Here is a 16,781-nt window from a genome sequence, read left to right as displayed (position 1 = left end):
ATGATGATGGTTGTTACTGAAGTGCTTCGTCGCTCCGCTGCTGGCCAGCCAGAGGGGGTATCCCGTTAATGGCCGCTACTCCCGTAGACCTCTCGCTTGCCATGGTCATGGCGCCGACTACCGGTGCCGAATGGCTGCCCATCATGCCGGTCGCGATCGGCCTCGGCTTCGGCGCCGTGCTGATGATGATTCGACAGTCAACGCGGCTCCATCCATGGATCGCCATTCCGGGCCTCGCCCTGATGGTGCTCGTCGACATTCTGCTGCTTGCGCATGTGGTGACGCATGGCCCCGTGACGATGACGATGGGCCGCTGGCTGCCGCCCTTCGGCATTGCCTTTACCGTCGACATCGTTGGCGCACTGCTCGCTCTCACGGCGGCGCTGGTGGCGCTCGCCGGCAGTGTCTACGCGCTCGGCGACATCAACACGAGCGGCCGGCGCTACGGCTTCTATCCCTTCCTCATGGTGCTGATGGCGGGCGTCTCGGGCGCCTTCCTCACCGGCGACGTCTTCAACCTCTATGTCTGGTTCGAGGTCCTGCTGATCTCGTCCTTCGGTCTGTTGATCCTCGGATCCGAGCGCGAACAGATAGATGGCGCGCTGAAGTATGCGGTCCTGAACCTGATTGCCACCACGCTGTTCCTGATCGCCGTCGGCTATCTCTATGCGATCTTCGGCACGCTCAACATGGCCGACATCGCAAGGAAGGCGGGGTCGCTGCGCGAGACCGCGCCGCTGATGACGCTTGGCGGGCTTTTCGTCTTCGCCTTCGGCATGAAGGCTGCGGCCTTTCCGCTCAACTTCTGGCTGCCGGCCTCCTATCACACGCCGCGCATCGTCGTTTCCGCGCTGTTCGCCGGGCTCCTGACCAAGGTCGGCGTCTATGCGCTGCTACGCGTCATGGTCATGCTGCTGCCCGTTGAGCGGGAGGCGCTCAGCCTCGTCATCGCCATTGCCGGGGCACTCACCATGGTGCTCGGCGCCATGGGGGCGCTCGCCCAGTCCGACATCCGCCGTTTCCTCGGCTTCGTCGTGGTCTCCGGCATCGGTTACATGCTGGCCGGTGCGGCGATCGCCGGAACGGCGGGCCTGTCCGCAGCGATCTTCTATGCGCTGCATTCGATCGTGCTGATGACCGCGCTCTACCTTGTGGCGGGGGAGGCGGCGCGCCGCGGCGGCTCCTACCGGCTCGACAGGCTGTCCGGCCTCTGGGCGGCGGCACCGGCTTTCGCCGGCCTGTCGCTGGCGCTGTTCTTTGCCGGCGCCGGACTACCGCCGTTCTCCGGCTTCTGGCCGAAAGCCATGCTGGTCAAGGCCACGCTCGACATCGGCGCCTGGTGGCTGGCGGGGGCGATCCTGCTGTCCGGCTTCATCACCACCATTGCCTTCGGTCGCGTCTTCCTGCTGGCCTATTGGCGCCCCGCACTCGTCGAAGCTTCGGGCGAGCCCGCTGACGCGGCCGTGCCGGCCCACGTCCCGCGTGCGACGTCCTCCGCCATGCTGCCGATCCTTGCCCTTTCGGCTCTGGTCGTCTGGTTCGGCCTCTTTCCCGAGCCGCTGATCGATCTGAGCCAGCAGGCGGCGAGCGGGCTTGCCAATCCCGCCGCCTATCTCGAGTCCGTCTTTCCGTCGGGAGGTCAGCCATGATCATCTATGCCATTAACCTGCTGATGGCCGTGGTCTGGGCGGCCGTTACCGGCAGCGCCACGCTGCACAACCTGGTCTTCGGCTTCCTGCTTTCAACCCTGGCGCTCGGCTTGATCCGCGACCAGATCAATGGCACCGGCTACGTCACCCGCTCGATAAGGGTCGCCTCATTGATTGGGCTGTTTCTGGTCGAACTGGCAAAAGCGGCGTGGAAGGTCGCCATCCTGGTCGTCAGCCCGAGGCTCGACATCAAGCCCGGCATCTTCGCCTATCCGCTGACCGTCACCCGTGATTTCGAAATCATGCTGCTGGCGAACCTCATTACGCTCACCCCAGGCACGCTGTCGGTCGACGTCTCCGATGACAAGAGCACGCTCTACGTCCACGCGCTCGACTGCTCCGATCCCGACGCCACGCGCCGCGATATCGCCGAAGGATTCGAGCGCAAGATCCGGGAGGCCTTCCATGATCTCGCCTGAAGATATCATCCAACTGACCTCCAATTTCGTCGTCGCCGTTCTCGGCGTGGCCTTCTTCCTCACCGTCTATCGCGTGATCAAGGGGCCGACCCTGCCGGACCGCGTGATCGCGCTCGACATGCTGGTCGGCATCGCCATCGGCTTCATCGCCGTGATCGCGATCCGCACGGGCTACACGCTCTATATCGACATCGCCATTTCGCTCGGCCTGGTCGGCTTCCTGGCGACTGTGGGCTTTGCCCGCTTCATCCTGGCGCGCGGCATGGTTGGCGAACAGCCTCCAGAGGGCGGTCCGGCCGTGGGCGGGCAAAAGGCGAAGGGCAAGGGCGGCAAGTCGTTGAGGCCGGCCGCCGTGGGTGCGGTTCCGGTCAATGCGAAGCCGCGTGGCGGCAAGAAGCCCGGTGGTTCGGCCAAGGGAGAGGGAAACAAATGATCGCTTACGCCATAGCCCTGTTCACCGCGCTCCTGATCATCATCGGCGCGCTCTTTGCGCTGGTCGCTGCGATCGGCATCAATCGTCTGCCCGACCTGTATTCCCGTGTGCACGCCGCCTCCAAGGCCGGTACGGTCGGTTCGGCCCTGCTCCTGCTCGTGGTCGGCCTGCATTCGGGCGATCTGGCGACCTTTGCGCGCGCCATCACGGGCTTTTTCTTCCTGGTGTTGACCGCGCCAGTCGCCTCGCATCTGCTCGCCAAGGCGGCGCATGAGGTGGGCTATCGGCTTGCGCCGATCTCCATTTGCGATGAGATGAAGGGCAGGGAGGGCCAGAAGAGCTCTGCCGCTAAAGGCAAGTAATGTCCTGCTCTTTTGCCTCATTTTGCGCGCATTTCATTGCGTTTCGCAAATTCGGCAAGTCAACTCCCTAATGCGGCTTAGCAAAATCCCAATCACCTCCCCATATTTGGGGAAAAATATTATGTGGAATTTTGACAGTTTGGTGCTATCGAGTAGCTAGAGCACTGATCCTGAAGACTTGGTTCTCGCGTGCGCCGCTTCCCGAACACAAGTTGTATTCGCAACTGCTTGATCTTCCGGAAGTTAAGTCCAGCGAAGGCAAGAATACAGGATCTGTCGGAACAAATTCCAGAGCGCTATTCCGGGATCTAGGGGTGGATTCCACGTCGGCGACGACAAGGCTTGCGCTTGTGGCCTTTGTTCCCTGGCTTCAACGAGTGGTGCCGGCCGTTCAGCCGGCGCCTGGCAAGCACAGTTGAACAGGAGTCTAGATATGACAGAAAACGCCCATGGCGCGGGCCATGATCTGCTGGTGGAACTGACCGCAGACATCGTCGCAGCCTATGTGAGCCATCATGTGGTGCCCGTCGGGGACCTCGCCAACCTCATCTCCGATGTTCATTCGGCCTTGAGCAATACGTCGTCGCCGGTTCCGGTCGTCTCCGTGGTCGAAAAGCAGAAGCCGGCCATTGCCGTGCGCAAGTCCGTCCAGGACGACCAGATCATCTGCCTGGAATGCGGCGGCTCCTTCAAGTCGCTGAAGCGCCACCTGATGACGCACCACAGTCTCGGCCCGGAAGAATACCGCGACAAGTGGGACCTGCCGATGGATTATCCGATGGTCGCGCCGGCTTATGCCGAAGCACGCTCGCGCCTCGCCAAGGAAATGGGTCTCGGCCAGCGTCGCAAGCGCGCCAAGTGATCAGGCCCTGACGCGCGGCATCGACGCGCGAGTACAGGCATGAGGACGAAACCGGGCCTCGCGGTCCGGTTTTTTGTTGTGGGGTGTGAGGAAAGAAATCCCATCGGAATGTTGGGGCGGAGCCAAAAAGACAAAAGAATACCGACAATCTGACGAAAAAACGCCCCTTCCAACATCCCCGCTCTCCAAATAGGGTGTATGAATTAATTCCTATTCATCGGGAGTAATCATATGCCGCTCGAGACAGTCATCCCTTCTCAATCCGGGGCCGCGGGCCAGGCGATGGCGCAGGCTGCCGCCCGCGCCGCCCTGGCCGATCGCCGCATCGTCTGCCTGGTCGTGCGCCAGCTCACCGCCGAACTCCTGGGCGCCGTCGGCGATCGGGCCCAGGTCCGGCGCGCCCGCCGGCGCGCAAATTGCCATGTCCGCCAGATCGCCATCTATGTCTGCCATGTCGCGCTCTCCATGTCCTATGGCGAGATTGCCGAGGCCTTGAGGCTGGACCGTACCACCGTCAGCCATGCCTGCCATGTGGTCGAGGACCGGCGCGACGATCCCGGCTTCGATAGCTTCGTCAGTACCATCGAGCGCCTGGCCGAGACGGTCTGCATGGTCACAGGGAGGCCAGCATGATGGCGCCGTGCCGCACGCCCGCGGAAAGGCGTCTGTTGCTGCGCCTGCTGCGGCTTGTGCTGCGCGGGCCGCTCTCGCTGGCGCAAGGCGAGGGCGGTCGGCTGTCCGTCACCGGCGCGGGCACACGGATCGCCGACGTGCCACCAGGTCTGCTGCGCGCTGCGGTGGCGGGCGGCCTGATTGTCCGCGACGGACTGCATCTCAGGGCTGGGGAGGGAACGGCGACCTATTTGCGCCGTGCCATGGCGGAAGCCGGCGACGAGGCCTTTCTCGAACAGCACCGCGACGTGGCCGAGGAGACGCTGGTCGAGGCGGGAAAAAGCCGTCTGGTAAGGCGCAATCTGGCGGAATCGCCGCTTTCCGGCCTTGCCCGGCTGAAGGACCGCACGGGCGCCACCTATTTTGCCGAGGAGGCGATCGCCGCGGGCGAGCGCCTTTCCGCCGATTTCGAGCGTGCCGGTCTACAGCCGCGCATCACCGCCTCCTGGGAGCCGCGCCTCGCCAGCCGCGTGCGTGGCAGCGCGCCGGCCTCGGTCGAGATCGCCGATTCGGCACTTGGTGCGCGTGTCCGGGTCAACGCGGCGATCGAGGCCATGGGGCCGGAGCTTTCCGGCGTGGCGCTCGACGTCTGCTGTTTCATGAAGGGACTGGAGACGGTGGAGCGCGAGCGGCAATGGCCGGCCCGCTCCGCCAAGCTGATGCTGCGCACCGCGCTGCTGGCACTCGCCCGCCACTATGCCCCACCGCCGCCAAGCGCCAGCCGCCGCCGGCATCATTGGGGCGCCGAGGATTTTCGCCCGGAAATCGGGTGAGTAGCGGGTGAGAGATCGGGCGCTCCGGTCAGATCCGTTGCCTCAGCGCCGCCAACCGCGGGCCTTGATCTAGACGAGATGGCGTGCGGCCTGCTCGCGGATGCGCTGGATCATCGAGCGCAGGCCGTTGGCGCGCTGGGCCGAGAGGTGTTCAATCAGCCCGAGCCGGGAAAACAGCTCGATCGCGTCGAAGGCGACGATTTCCGAGGCATGCTTGCCGGAATAGGCGGCCAGCACGATCGCCACCAGCCCGCGGACGATATGGGCGTCCGAATCGCCGGTAAAATCGATCACCGGGTCCTTGCCCTCATGGGCATGGGTCGAAAGCCAGACCTGGCTGGCGCAGCCCTTGACCTTGTTTTCGGCTGTCCTCTCCGCCTCGGGCAGGTCCGGCAGCGCCTTACCCAGTTCCATGACGTAGCGCATCCGGTCCTCCCAGTCGTCCAGGAAGGCGAAGTCCTCGGTCATCTGCTCGAGCGTGGTCATGTGGGGTTAGATTCCGGTTGCTGCGATGGCTCCCCCTATAGGCGATCCCGCCCGCCATTTGAACCTTTGCCACCAGCGAAAAGCGGAAGAAAAAAGAAAAAGCCGCGAGGACAAGGAGTCCTCGCGGCCCGGCGATGGAGCCGAAGTTTCCTGTGGGACAGGCAGGCAGACAACAGAGCCCGGGGGCGCAAAGGCGGATGATCGACAAGGATGCAAGCGGGGCGGCGAGGGCCCTCGGTGGCCCTGGCAATTCTTGGGTGGAACGGTACCGGGCGTTTGCGCGCCGGGGCCGGGAGCTCTAGAGCTTCGGCGGGGTATAGGGCTTGGGGCCGTTGCCGGTCCGCGGCTTCGGCGCCGGCACGATCGTCCCGGTGGTGACGACATCGGTTGCGGCCTGAGCCTCGGCGGAGGCCATATCGGCAATCAGCTCGGCACGAACGGGCTTGTCCTCGGCCACCGCCTTTTCACCATCATTGGCGAACTGGCTGTCGAGAAGCTGATAGGCGACCAAAGCGCCTTCACGGGCCCGTTTGCCGAGCGCCTGGAAGGTTTCGGCACCCTTTTCGCAGACGTCCGGCTTTTCCGTGCAGATGGCGGAGAGATATTGATAGGCGTCCGTCACCGCTGCGATTGCATCGCCCATTTCAAGGCGCGGTCCACCGGCGGTCTCTTCCGCGGGCTGGCTGCTGAAGAACGACAGCACCACCAGCGTCATCGAGCACCAGAAAGCTCCCTTGATCAGAAACCACATCGTCTTCACCAATCCCATCTTGCCCGAACTTGTCGGGGCCCGTCGGGTTATCCCCCGAACTTGTGAGGGCAAGCTATCGGCGCGGTGCAAAGATCGCTTTGCAAAACCCGCTCGGATTTGTCTAAAATTTGAACGAATGGCGAGATCGCGACCGTTCGTCCGGCAATTCGTTCAAACTTTATCGGTCGCTGTTAAGCATAATTGTGGCGGTCGCCCGGCAATCCACCGCTTCTCGCCGGCCGGGCCGGACACAATTCTTAACGTATTCCGGAAAACACTGACAAATCCGTCGCTTACGCCCCGTTAACCACGTTGTCGAAAGCTTCCCGGAACTGTCCCGAAATGGGGCTTCCGAGGTGTTCGCAGGGTTTCCGGGGAGGCCCCCCTTATCTTTTCCTTAAGCGCGGAGGGCCTAAACTCAGGGCATCGAAAACGAAACCGTTTCGCGGATTTTTTGCGTGCAAGTATTGCGTAACATGGCTGACAGAGCGAAGGCGATTCTCGATCGCATGGCCGGCAAGTGCCTGGTCTCGCATGCGAGCGGCGAAGCAGCCGATCCGCGCGAGATCGTGGCGCTGCGCCGCCTCGCCGCCGCATTTGCCGTCATGCTTGCGGCAGTTCCGGTCTGGCTTTCCTTCCATTACGGTCCGGCCCTCGCGCTGCCGCTCGGCTTTGCCGTCGTCGTCTCGCTCTTCCTCGTCTGCGCCGTGGCCCTCGTTGCATTCCGTCGCGCCGGCGCGCCGGACGGCCCGACGATCAGCGTGGACGCCGAGGATCGATCGCCCTTCGACTTCTGCCCCGGCCTCATGCTCCGTCTCGACGGTGCCGGCAATGTCCGCGAAGCCGGCGGCCGCGAGCGCGACATGTTCCTTTCCTTCCTGCGCGCCCCCTTGGGCCGCCGTTTCGCCGAGCAGGTGCATGTCGCGGACCGCATCGCCTTCGTCCAGGCGCTGGACGAATTGCGCCAGGGGGCAGATGCCGTCGTCATCGACCTGCGTCTCGACCGGCCGTTGATCGGCATCGACCAGACCCAGTTCATGAACGTGCGCATGGACATGACGGCTGCGCGCGGCCCGGAGGGGCAACTCACCGACGTCTATGCCCAGCTGCTCGACATCGCCGGTGAAATGTCGATCCGCGATTCCGTTTCGCTGAAGGAAGACGAGGCTGTCGCCGCCCATGAGGCGAAATCCCGCTTCCTCGCCGCCGTCAGCCACGAGCTGCGCACGCCGCTCAACGCCATTCTCGGTTTCTCCGACATCCTCGCGGGTGAGTATTTCGGCAAGCTCGAGAACGACCGCCAGCGCGAATATGTCCAGCTGATCCGCCAGTCCGGCGCCCATCTGCTCTCCGTCGTCAACGCCATGCTCGATATGTCGAAGATCGAGGCCGGCCGCTACGAACTCATGCTCGAGCATTTCATGATCGGCGATGCCGTCGCCGAATGCGAGCGGATGCTGTCGCTGCAGGCCGAAAGCAAGGGCGTCAGGCTCAGCAGCCGTGTCGCGCGCGGCCTCGGCGAAGTCGTCGCCGACGGGCGCGCCGTCAGACAGGTCTTGATCAATCTCGTCGGCAATGCCATCAAGTTCACCGAAGCGGGCGGCGCCGTCATCATCGATGCCAGCCGCGAGGACGACGACCTGATTATCGTCGTCTCCGACACCGGCATCGGCATTGCGCCGGAAAAGATGGCGCTGATCGGCCAGCCCTTCACCCAGGTCCACAGCGACCTGAACCGCGCCTACGAGGGGTCGGGCCTCGGCCTGTCGCTGGTCAAGGGACTGACCGCGCTGCACGGCGGCACTTTCCAGATGGAAAGCATGCCGGGCGTGGGCACCGTCGTCACGGTCCGCATGCCGGCCGACGGTTCCGGAGCCCTCATCGAGGCGGGCGACGGACACAACACGGTCGAGTTCCCGCCGCGGCTCAGGCCCGCGGGAATGCCGGCCGCGATGGAAAGCGAGAGAGAGACTGCACATGGTGAAGCGAAAGCGAAATTCGCCTGAGAGGAAGCCGGCCCCGCGCGTGGCCGGCCGACTTCTTGATGGCGTTGGCGCCCTGGCACGCCTCGTCGGCCGCTATCCGCGGACGGTGGGCGGGTTTTCCGCCTTCGCCGTTGCCTTCGGCTTCATCGCCGCCAACGCGCTCTGGTACCAGCCGGGCCACCATCCGTCGCCGATTTTCTCGACCCGCGATGTCAGCGATTTCAACGCGCTGGCCGGCGTCACCCGCCATGCGCAGCTCGAGCCGGATCCGGCCAAGGTGACGACCTTCAAGATCGAACGCGCAGGTGCCGACGATCCGATCGATGGTGCCTCCGCCAACCTGCCGCAGGACGAGGCCGCGGCCACCCCGGCAGCCGCTGTTGCGACATCGGCAACGCCGTCCACAGCCGTGTCCGACAATAGCGGCCTCATCGTCGCCGTTCAAACGGAGCTAGCCCGTCTGGGGCTCTATGATGGTGAAGCCGACGGCGTGATCGGCCCGCGCACCGAAGCGGCGGTCGCCGTATTCCAGAAATCGATCGGCATCGAGGCAAGCGGCCTGGTCAGCCCGGAACTGCTGGCGGCGTTGAAGGTCGACAGTGCCGCGACCGCCGCCGTGCCGAAGAGCCGCCCGGTCGAGGACCTGAGCGCGTCCGCCGCGGCGGAAGATCCGGTTGCCGCAGCCATCCGCAACGCCTCGAAGGCCGTGGCGACTGCCCCGCCGGCCAAGGCACCACCCGCAGCCTTGCCCGTCTCGCTCGGCGGCTCGGCCGCCGATGCCGCCCTCGTCATGGAAATTCAGCGCGGGCTCGCCAACATCGCCTATTCCGATGTCAGCGTCGACGGCGTGGCCGGCGCACAGACGCGTGCCGCCATCCGCCGCTTCGAGCGCCACTACCGCTTGCCGGAGACCGGCGAGCCGAGCCAGGCCGTGCTGAAGAAGCTGCGCGACATCGGCGCGCTTTAGGTTCGCCTTCCCCTGCACGCCGGCAGCGGGCCGTATCCTTAATCCTCATATACGAGCATTTGCAAATCCTTAACCGAACCGCGTCACAATTGCGCATTCTCGGGGGAGGACCTGCAATGACTGCACTCGCTAACCTGGCTTTGCCAGATGAAGAATTCATCGAGACGCCGCCAGCCGAAGAACCGGCTCGGGAGGCAGACGCCGAAACGCTCCGCCGGATCGTGTCGAAGCTCGCCGACGAAGCCTCGACGCTGGGCATCGACCTCGTCGATATCGCCGGCGCGATCCAGGATGTCGCGGCAATGTCGAAACGCCATGCCGCGACCTTCGATGACGTGACCCGCACAGCGCTTTCCATTGCCGAGACCAACAAGTCGGTCGCCTCGTCGTTGCGCGCCACCGACGAGACAGCCGTCGAGGCCCGCCGCATGCTGGGTGAATCCGCCACGCGGCTTTCCGGCGCGGTCGACAAGATCGACCTGATGGTCGCCGCTTCGCAGGAGATCTCGACCGAGATCGGCTCCTTTTCGATTTCGCTTGGCAATGTCGACAAGGTTGCCGAAGAGATCGGCTCGATCGCCCGCCAGACCAATCTTCTGGCGCTCAATGCCGCAATCGAGGCAGCTCGCGCCGGCGAGGCTGGCAAGGGTTTTGCCGTGGTTGCCTCCGAAATCCGCGCACTCTCCCTGCAGACCTCGCAGGCGACCGGTTCGATCCAGCAGACCTTGAACGAAATCCGCGGCAAGATCACCCGCCTGTCCGAGGCTGGCCGCGGCGCCAGCGAAAGTGCGCTCGACGTGCGCGAGACCTCCCAGGCGATGAACAATTCCTTCGGCTCCATGGAGCAGGTGATCACCCGCATCCTCGACGGCTCGACGGTGATGGCCAAGACCACCGATACCGTCGACCGCCAATGCGCCGAATTCGTCGGCACGCTTAGCGTCATGGCAGGGGAGGTGCTGGAGTCCGATACCGCTCTGCAAAATGCCGCGACCCGCGTCGATCGTGTCGTCGCCCTGTCCGAGACGTTGATCCAGCTCACCGCGTCGGCCGGCATCGAGACCCATGACAGCCCGTGGATCAATGCGGCCTGCGATGTCGCCGCGCAGATCTCTGCCACTTTCCAGCGCGGCGTCGACAGCGGCCGGATCGGTCTTTCCGCTCTGTTCGACCGCAACTACCGCCCGATTGCCGGCAGCGATCCGGTGCAGATGATGGCGGCCTTTACCGAATTCACCGACCAGGTGCTCCCGCCGATCCTCGAGCCGGTGCTCAACCTCTCCGACCGTATCGGCTTCTGTGCCGCGGTCGATACCAACGGCTACCTGCCCACCCATAACAGGAAGTTCTCCGCACCCCAGCGACCCGGCGACCCGGTGTGGAACACCGCCAATTGCCGCAACCGCCGCATATTCGCCGATCGTGTCGGCCTTTCCGCAGGTCAGTCCACCGCGCCCTTCCTCGTCCAGACCTACCGACGCGACATGGGCGGCGGCAATTTCGTCGTGATGAAGGATATTTCCGCGCCGATCATCGTCTCTGGCCGCCATTGGGGCGGGCTCAGACTGGCGATCCGGGTCTAGCCCCGGCGCCACCGTTCGTATTCCCATGGCTGCAAAGCCGCGCCCTGTCGCGCCAAAAGACATGTGCGCCGCGCCTCTTGCCGCGCCGTCGCAGCTGGCCCTGGCTTTGTCAGCAGAACCTAATCCGTAAAGATTGAATTAAGTCTTTTCCGGTAAACATCCGTTAGCAAATCGTGCCGGCCGCCCTCGGGTTAGTGCGGCGGTCAGTCTTCCCTTTGTTGTGCGTATGGGTTCCTGATGCGTTTTTCTGTTGTTCCAGCGATCTTCCTCGCCTGCCTGACCCTGTCAGGCTGCATTTCCGGCGCCGACACGGAAAGCGTGCTTTCTGCCGTGCCCTCGCGGGAAACGACCGGCGCAGTGGCGAAGACCTCCCGTCTGGTGCCGGCAGCCGATATCGGCGCGGCGTCGATCCCGGCTGCCGCGATCGCTGAAGCCCCGACCGCCGCCTCCGCCGAAGGCGAGACCCATGAACTTGCCTGGGCCGGCAATGTCCCCCAGCCGCAGGCCTTCGCCACGAGTGCCATGACGGTTGGTATGCCGGTTCCTTCGGAAAGGCCGATCGCCGCGCTCTTCAGGCCTGAGCCGCCGATGGGCAAGGGACAGCGGACCCGCTCGAAGATCTACAGTCAACAGTTCCGCGACGCCAAGCCGATCAATTTCGGCAAGGTCTCGCCGCAGAAATATGCCGTGCACGGCGTCGACGTGTCGCGCTGGCAGGGGCAGATCGACTGGCCGAAGCTCAGGACGCAAGGGGCCAACTTCGCCTATATCAAGGCGACCGACGGCGGCGACCATCTCGACCCGATGTTCAAGACCAACTGGGCGCGCGCCAAGGAAGCCGGCATCAAGCGCGGTGCCTATCATTTCTTCTACTGGTGCCGCGCCGCCAGCCATCAGGCCGACTGGTTCATCCGCAACGTGCCGCGTGATCCGGACGCCCTGCCGCCGGTGATCGACGTCGAATACAACGGCGAATCGAGCTGCCAATTCCGTCTCTCGGCAGAACAGGCCCGCGAGAAGATGCAGGTCTTCATGGACAGGCTGGAGCGCCATTACGGCAAGCGCCCGGTCATCTACACCGCACCCGACTTCTACAAGGACAACCTGCGCGGCCACTTCCTCGACTATCCCTTCTGGCTGCGTTCCGTCGCCGCACACCCGTCCAAGGTCTATCCGGGCCGCAAATGGCTGTTCTGGCAATACTCCGGCTCTGGCCTGTCGCAGGGTGTCAAGGAAAAGATCGACCTCAACGTCTTCCATGGCGGCGAGGGCGAGTGGCATCAATGGCTGAACGCCGGACGCAGCTGAGCCGGAATAAAAGCGGATAGCCCAGCCGCTCCACCAGTCATGCCGGTCGCCGTTCGCGTAAAGCGGGCCGCCGCCGGATGCCTATTCCTCTTCTTCCTCGTCAGCCGTCAGAACATCGAGAATGCGCGCCGCCGGGCTTTCCGGGGAAAGATGGCGGGCCGGGGTCGTCTCGTCGTCGCCCATCGACCAGACCTTGGCCAGTTCGAGCGCTGCCAGATCGCCGCCGGAGCTGAGAATTTCGGCGACCTTCCAGTCGGAAATATCTCCGCACAGGCGTCGGACGTCTTCGGCAGTGAGCGGTGTTTGCTGTACCATGTCGGCACTCCTTCTCGTTGGATTCGAGCGGACCGAGCGGCCGGTTCGCACTTCGGGCCAGGCGCGCATTCCGCCCGCCGGCCGGCGTGGTAAGGCTTGAAGGGTACCGTCTTCGGCTTTGGTCGTCCACAGCAAGCGATGCGGATGTCTCTCTGTGGCGGCGTGATGACCGGACGGCATCAACCGCATCGCGCAACATTCCTCTGCGCTGGCGTCACATATGCGCTCGGCCGCGAATGAGGCGGTTTGCCCGGCAGGAAGCGCTCTAGGATTGCTCCAGGATCTCCGAGGCGATCGGCGGAATGGATGTGTGTGACAGGCGCTTGCTGCCCGCGAGCAGTTCAACGGCCCGGTCAGCACCGTCCTGGAACGGCTCCAGCACGAGTTCGGCCCCGGTCGCCAGAAGGTCCTCGGTCTCTCTCCCGCTGTGGGATGTAAGGGCGATCGGCCCCTGATAGCCGGACAGGCGGATCGCTTGCACCAGCGTCTCGCGCGGCTCCTCGTGGCTGAGCCCGGTCGGTTGGGCGGGAATGGTGGAGACGACCCAGCGGACCCCGGCGAGCGGCAGCCCGTTGATGTATTCGGCGTCATTCGCATCGCCGAAATCGGCATTGAGGCCGAGGTTTCGCCAGCGCCGCACGGCTTCGGGATTGAAGTCGATGCCCAGCACCCGTTCGCCCCGCTCATGGAGCCTGAGGCCGATCGCCGTGCCGAAGCGTCCAAGACCGATCATCACCACGTCGAATTGCTCTCCTTGGTGGCCGGCTTGCTGGCCGCTCGGCTCGCGCGGCGTGCCGGTGCGTTCGAAAACGCCGAGCAGAGGCTCAAGCACGGCGTAAAGCGCGTGAGAATAGGTGATCATGTAGGTCGAGGCAGCAATCGTCACCAGCCCGACCAATGTGACAAGCCCGAGCGCACTGGCATCGACATGGCCAAGCGATACCCCCATGGCGATGAAGATCAGGGAGAATTCGCTGATCTGCGCCACCGTCAGGCCGGCCAGGAAACCGGTGCGCTTGCGGTATCCCATGGCCCCCATGATCGCCAGCACGATCAGCGGGTTGCCGATCAGCACGAAGAACGAGAGGACGATGGCGCTGGTCAGGTGGGCGCCGAGCAGGTTGAGTTCGAGCGTGGTGCCGAGCGCAATGAAGAAGAACAGCAGCAGGAAATCGCGCAGCGGTGCGAGCCGGGCGGCGATCGTCTCGCGATAGGGGGTGGACGCGAGTGAAACGCCGGCGAGCAGCCCGCCGACCTCCTTGCCCAGCCCGACCATGTCGCCGATTGCGGCGAACATGGCGGCCTGGGCGATGGCAAAGACGACGAGCAGTTCCGGAACATGGGCCAGCCGCTCGGTCAGCCGGTCGGCGACGAAGCGAACGAAGAGGATGACGAAAGCGACGAGCGCTATTCCGGCCAACAGGACAGTCAATATGTTGCCTGAACTGCCTTCGCCTCCGTGGCCCGTGCCGATGCCCAGCGCCGAAAGCACGATCATGGCGATCACGACGACGACATCCTGCACGATCAGGAAGCCGAGCGCGATCTGCCCGTGTAGTGAGTCGATCTCGCGCTTGTCGCTCAGCAGCTTGACGATGATGATGGTGCTGGAGAAGGTCAGAGCAACAGCGACATAGAGGCTGGTGATTGCGTCCAGCCCAAGAGCCAGGCCGATCAGGTAGCCGAAGATCGAGGTGAAGGCGACCTGGCCGAGGCCGGTCATCAGCGAGACGGCACCGAGCGAGCGAATGAGCTTGATATCGAGCTTGATGCCGACGAGGAAGAGCAGGATGGCGATGCCGAGTTCCGACAACAGGCTGATCTGTTCGTCGGCCTGCACCAGATCGAGCGCCGAGGGGCCGACCAGAAGGCCGACGCTGATGAAACTGACGATCAACGGCTGGCGCAACATCAGTCCGACAAAGCCGATCCCGGCCGCGATGACGAGGAGCATGGCGATCTCGCCGAACGCCGTCTGTCCGATTAGTTCCGTCACGTTCACCTGCTCCTCACTCTGTTGCCGATGCCTCTTGCGAGTCCTGACCGATCCGGGCAACATTCCCGCGTCAGTTTATTGCGCCCTTATCAAGGATGAAAGACACTGATTCCAGATATGCCCGACCTTGATCGGCAATAGACAACAAGGAGCAATCGCCCGATGACCATCAGCAAGATTCTCGTCGCCACGGACTTCTCATCCCGTTCCGATCGGGCCGTGCGACGTGCCGTGCTGCTGGCCCGCGAGTTCGGGGCGGCCGTGGATCTGGTCCACGTGATCGACAATGATCAGCCGGAGCGAATACTGAAGCCCGAACGCGAGGTGGCCGCGGATGTGATCCGAGAGATCGTCGGCGGTCTGCGCAGCGTTGATGGCGTGGCTTGCGAGGGCGGGGTGATCGAGGGTGAGCCCTTCGAGGCCCTTGCCGATGCGGCCGTGGCCCGCGGGGCCGATCTCGTGATCGTCGGCCCGCATCGCCGCCAGGCTTTGAAGGACATTTTCGTCGGCACCACTGCCGAGCGGACGATCCGCGCCAGCAGTCGGCCGGTTCTCATGGCCAATGGCGTGCCGGCCGGACCCTATCGCCGCATCCTTGTCGCGGTCGACCTGTCGGAGGAATCGGCTGCAGCGCTGGAGGCGATCCGCGCGCTGGGCATGGATGCCAGCGGCGCCGTTTCCGTCCTGCACGTCCCCGACGCACCGGCGGCCGGTCTGATGCGTCACGGAAACGTCGATGGCGAGGACATTGACGCCTATGTGCTCGATCAGGAGAAGCAAGCGGCACGTGCCCTCAACGAATTCCTTTTACGGATCGGTTTTGATCCGGCCTCGACGCTGGTCAGGAACGGCGGCCCGTCCACCGCGGAAGTCATCGCCGATGTGGCGGCGGAAGTGGAGGCCGATCTGATCGTCGTCGGCACCAAGGCCCGCAAGGGATTGGCCAGGATGCTGCTGGGAAGTGTCGCCGAGGAAGTGCTCCGCATGTCCGAGCGCGATGTCCTGGCAATCCCGCCGCGGGCGTGACGTCAGGGAGGGCTTTGTCCGACGATGGCTGCGGCCGACACGACAGGTCAGCCCCCCATCGTGCATGAAACAAATCCGGGCCCGGACGGTTTTCTCAATGGAGGTGCGGCTCGACGACTCCGGGCCGATAGGCAAGGGGAACGTGTGAGGAGGATGAAGACATGCAGTTTACCCTGACCAGTCCCGCCTTCGACAATCGGTCGGACGTGCCCTTGCGCTATACCTGCAGCGGCGAGGATATCTCTCCGGCGCTCGACTGGCAGGGCGCGCCGGACGGCACGCGAAGCTTTGCCCTCATTTGCAGCGACCCGGACGCGCCGCGTGGCACCTTCTTCCACTGGGCGGTCTACGACATACCCGCCGACCGCAGCAGCCTGCCGGAAGCCCTGGAGAAGAGCGTCACCCTGCCGGGCGGCCTCAGCCAGGCGGAAAATGGTTTTGGCCGGCCAGGCTATGGCGGCCCGTGCCCACCGAAGGGCCACGGGCTGCACCACTACCACTTCCGCCTCCATGCCCTCGATACCCCCCGTCTCGTCCTTGCCGACACTTCACGCTGCGAAGACGTGGAGGCCGCCGCCCGCCGACACAGCCTCGGCATGGCCGAGCTGGTGGGATTGTTCGAGCGGTGAGGGTTCTGTTGCGCCAGCTTCAGGACATCGCCGCCGTCGTGAACGCGTGAGCAAAGGGCGGTGGCGCCAAGCCCCTGCCGGCAACGCGAAAGCAATCCGGGTAGCCCCTCCCCATTCCCTTCTCCCCCGGCTTCGCCTAAACCCTTTCCCATGCGTGTTCGCTCCGATCTCTTCGTCTCCGCCATTGTCCGTCGTGTCTTTTCCACGGGCGGCTTCGCTGCCGTGGCGAAAAAGGGTGTGGAGGAGGCAGGCGCAATCTTCGTGCGCCAGCGTTTTCGCGACGGCACGGAGACGCTCTACGGGCCTGCCCCGCAATCGCTGATGATCGAGGAGGACCGCGACAGCCGAATGTTCGAGGTCCGGCTGGAACGGGCGGATGCCGCGGCGATCGACGAGATCGTGGCGCGCGAGCGCAAATGGGATCCGGATCTCTGGGTGGTCGAACTGGAAATCGACGCGATCGGCGATCTGCTGCCGATGGCGACGGCTTGAAAACGCGGTCCGA

The 16,781-nt window shown here is 64.3% G+C and carries 18 protein-coding genes; 14 read left to right on the top strand and 4 right to left on the bottom strand.

Annotation, left to right across the window (positions count from 1 at the left end):
- The first annotated feature begins 68 nt into the window (after nt 1-68).
- From ACWPVA_RS10940 to ACWPVA_RS10910, 7 genes are all read left to right on the top strand, one after another.
- A complete protein-coding gene (locus tag ACWPVA_RS10940; protein ID WP_454287713.1) occupies nt 69-1,649 on the top strand; it encodes a Na+/H+ antiporter subunit D in 1,581 nt (526 codons plus the stop codon).
- Nucleotides 1,646-2,128, top strand: a complete 483-nt coding sequence (locus ACWPVA_RS10935) for a Na+/H+ antiporter subunit E (protein WP_454287712.1) — start codon at nt 1,646-1,648, stop codon at nt 2,126-2,128. Before ACWPVA_RS10940 ends, ACWPVA_RS10935 begins: the two co-directional genes overlap by 4 nt.
- The gene (locus ACWPVA_RS10930) at nt 2,115-2,561 is read left to right on the top strand and encodes a cation:proton antiporter (protein ID WP_454287711.1); all 447 of its coding nucleotides are present in this window, start codon (nt 2,115-2,117) and stop codon (nt 2,559-2,561) included. The genes ACWPVA_RS10935 and ACWPVA_RS10930 overlap by 14 nt, the downstream gene beginning before the upstream one ends.
- Complete coding sequence (gene mnhG, locus ACWPVA_RS10925) at nt 2,558-2,923, top strand: monovalent cation/H(+) antiporter subunit G (RefSeq protein ID WP_454287710.1); 366 nt, start codon at nt 2,558-2,560, stop codon at nt 2,921-2,923. Before ACWPVA_RS10930 ends, mnhG begins: the two co-directional genes overlap by 4 nt.
- Nucleotides 2,924-3,356: 433 nt before the next feature.
- Complete coding sequence (locus tag ACWPVA_RS10920) at nt 3,357-3,785, top strand: MucR family transcriptional regulator (RefSeq protein ID WP_454287709.1); 429 nt, start codon at nt 3,357-3,359, stop codon at nt 3,783-3,785.
- Between the two features lie 231 nt (nt 3,786-4,016).
- Entirely contained in the window at nt 4,017-4,418 is a 402-nt protein-coding gene (locus ACWPVA_RS10915) for a helix-turn-helix domain-containing protein (protein ID WP_454287708.1), read from the top strand.
- Nucleotides 4,415-5,230 (top strand): DUF6456 domain-containing protein, encoded by an 816-nt coding sequence (locus ACWPVA_RS10910; RefSeq protein ID WP_454287707.1) that lies wholly within the window; start codon nt 4,415-4,417, stop codon nt 5,228-5,230. The genes ACWPVA_RS10915 and ACWPVA_RS10910 overlap by 4 nt, the downstream gene beginning before the upstream one ends.
- A gap of 69 nt (nt 5,231-5,299) precedes the next feature.
- Here ACWPVA_RS10910 and ACWPVA_RS10905 read toward each other — a convergent pair whose 3' ends face one another.
- Nucleotides 5,300-5,716: a SufE family protein gene (locus ACWPVA_RS10905; RefSeq protein WP_454287706.1), complete on the bottom strand. Its 417-nt coding sequence runs from the start codon at nt 5,714-5,716 to the stop codon at nt 5,300-5,302.
- A 298-nt stretch (nt 5,717-6,014) separates the two neighbouring features.
- Nucleotides 6,015-6,467, bottom strand: coding sequence for a DUF5330 domain-containing protein (locus tag ACWPVA_RS10900; RefSeq protein ID WP_454289572.1), 453 nt, complete (start codon nt 6,465-6,467; stop codon nt 6,015-6,017).
- A gap of 476 nt (nt 6,468-6,943) precedes the next feature.
- Between ACWPVA_RS10900 and ACWPVA_RS10895 the strand changes: the two genes are divergently transcribed.
- The 4 genes from ACWPVA_RS10895 (at nt 6,944) to ACWPVA_RS10880 (ending at nt 12,310) form a co-directional block, all read left to right on the top strand.
- On the top strand, nt 6,944-8,473 hold the full coding sequence (locus ACWPVA_RS10895; RefSeq protein ID WP_454287705.1) for a sensor histidine kinase: 1,530 nt from the start codon (nt 6,944-6,946) through the stop codon (nt 8,471-8,473).
- Nucleotides 8,445-9,419, top strand: coding sequence for a peptidoglycan-binding domain-containing protein (locus ACWPVA_RS10890; protein ID WP_454287704.1), 975 nt, complete (start codon nt 8,445-8,447; stop codon nt 9,417-9,419). Before ACWPVA_RS10895 ends, ACWPVA_RS10890 begins: the two co-directional genes overlap by 29 nt.
- A 116-nt stretch (nt 9,420-9,535) precedes the next feature.
- The gene (locus tag ACWPVA_RS10885) at nt 9,536-11,002 is read left to right on the top strand and encodes a methyl-accepting chemotaxis protein (protein ID WP_454287703.1); all 1,467 of its coding nucleotides are present in this window, start codon (nt 9,536-9,538) and stop codon (nt 11,000-11,002) included.
- A gap of 237 nt (nt 11,003-11,239) precedes the next feature.
- Nucleotides 11,240-12,310 carry a glycoside hydrolase family 25 protein gene (locus ACWPVA_RS10880; RefSeq protein WP_454287702.1) on the top strand — a complete coding sequence of 357 codons (1,071 nt, stop codon included), beginning with the start codon at nt 11,240-11,242 and terminating at the stop codon, nt 12,308-12,310.
- Between the two features lie 81 nt (nt 12,311-12,391).
- On the opposite strand, the gene ACWPVA_RS10875 is transcribed toward ACWPVA_RS10880, so the two are convergent.
- Both ACWPVA_RS10875 and ACWPVA_RS10870 read right to left on the bottom strand, forming a co-directional pair.
- Entirely contained in the window at nt 12,392-12,625 is a 234-nt protein-coding gene (locus tag ACWPVA_RS10875; protein WP_454287701.1) for a hypothetical protein, read from the bottom strand.
- Between the two features lie 265 nt (nt 12,626-12,890).
- Nucleotides 12,891-14,621, bottom strand: coding sequence for a cation:proton antiporter (locus ACWPVA_RS10870; protein WP_454287700.1), 1,731 nt, complete (start codon nt 14,619-14,621; stop codon nt 12,891-12,893).
- Between the two features lie 162 nt (nt 14,622-14,783).
- Here ACWPVA_RS10870 and ACWPVA_RS10865 point away from each other — a divergent pair, with 162 nt between their 5' ends.
- The 3 genes from ACWPVA_RS10865 to ACWPVA_RS10855 all read left to right on the top strand — a co-directional run bounded on the left by ACWPVA_RS10865 (nt 14,784) and on the right by ACWPVA_RS10855 (nt 16,768).
- Entirely contained in the window at nt 14,784-15,647 is an 864-nt protein-coding gene (locus ACWPVA_RS10865; RefSeq protein WP_454287699.1) for a universal stress protein, read from the top strand.
- A gap of 161 nt (nt 15,648-15,808) precedes the next feature.
- Entirely contained in the window at nt 15,809-16,276 is a 468-nt protein-coding gene (locus ACWPVA_RS10860; protein WP_454287698.1) for a YbhB/YbcL family Raf kinase inhibitor-like protein, read from the top strand.
- Between the two features lie 150 nt (nt 16,277-16,426).
- The gene (locus ACWPVA_RS10855; RefSeq protein ID WP_454287697.1) at nt 16,427-16,768 is read left to right on the top strand and encodes a DUF1491 family protein; all 342 of its coding nucleotides are present in this window, start codon (nt 16,427-16,429) and stop codon (nt 16,766-16,768) included.
- Nucleotides 16,769-16,781: the final 13 nt, after the last annotated feature.

Source organism: Rhizobium arsenicireducens (genome assembly GCF_964021225.1).
The sequence above is the reverse complement of the archived record's forward strand: the minus strand, read 5'-3'. Positions and strand labels throughout refer to the sequence as shown.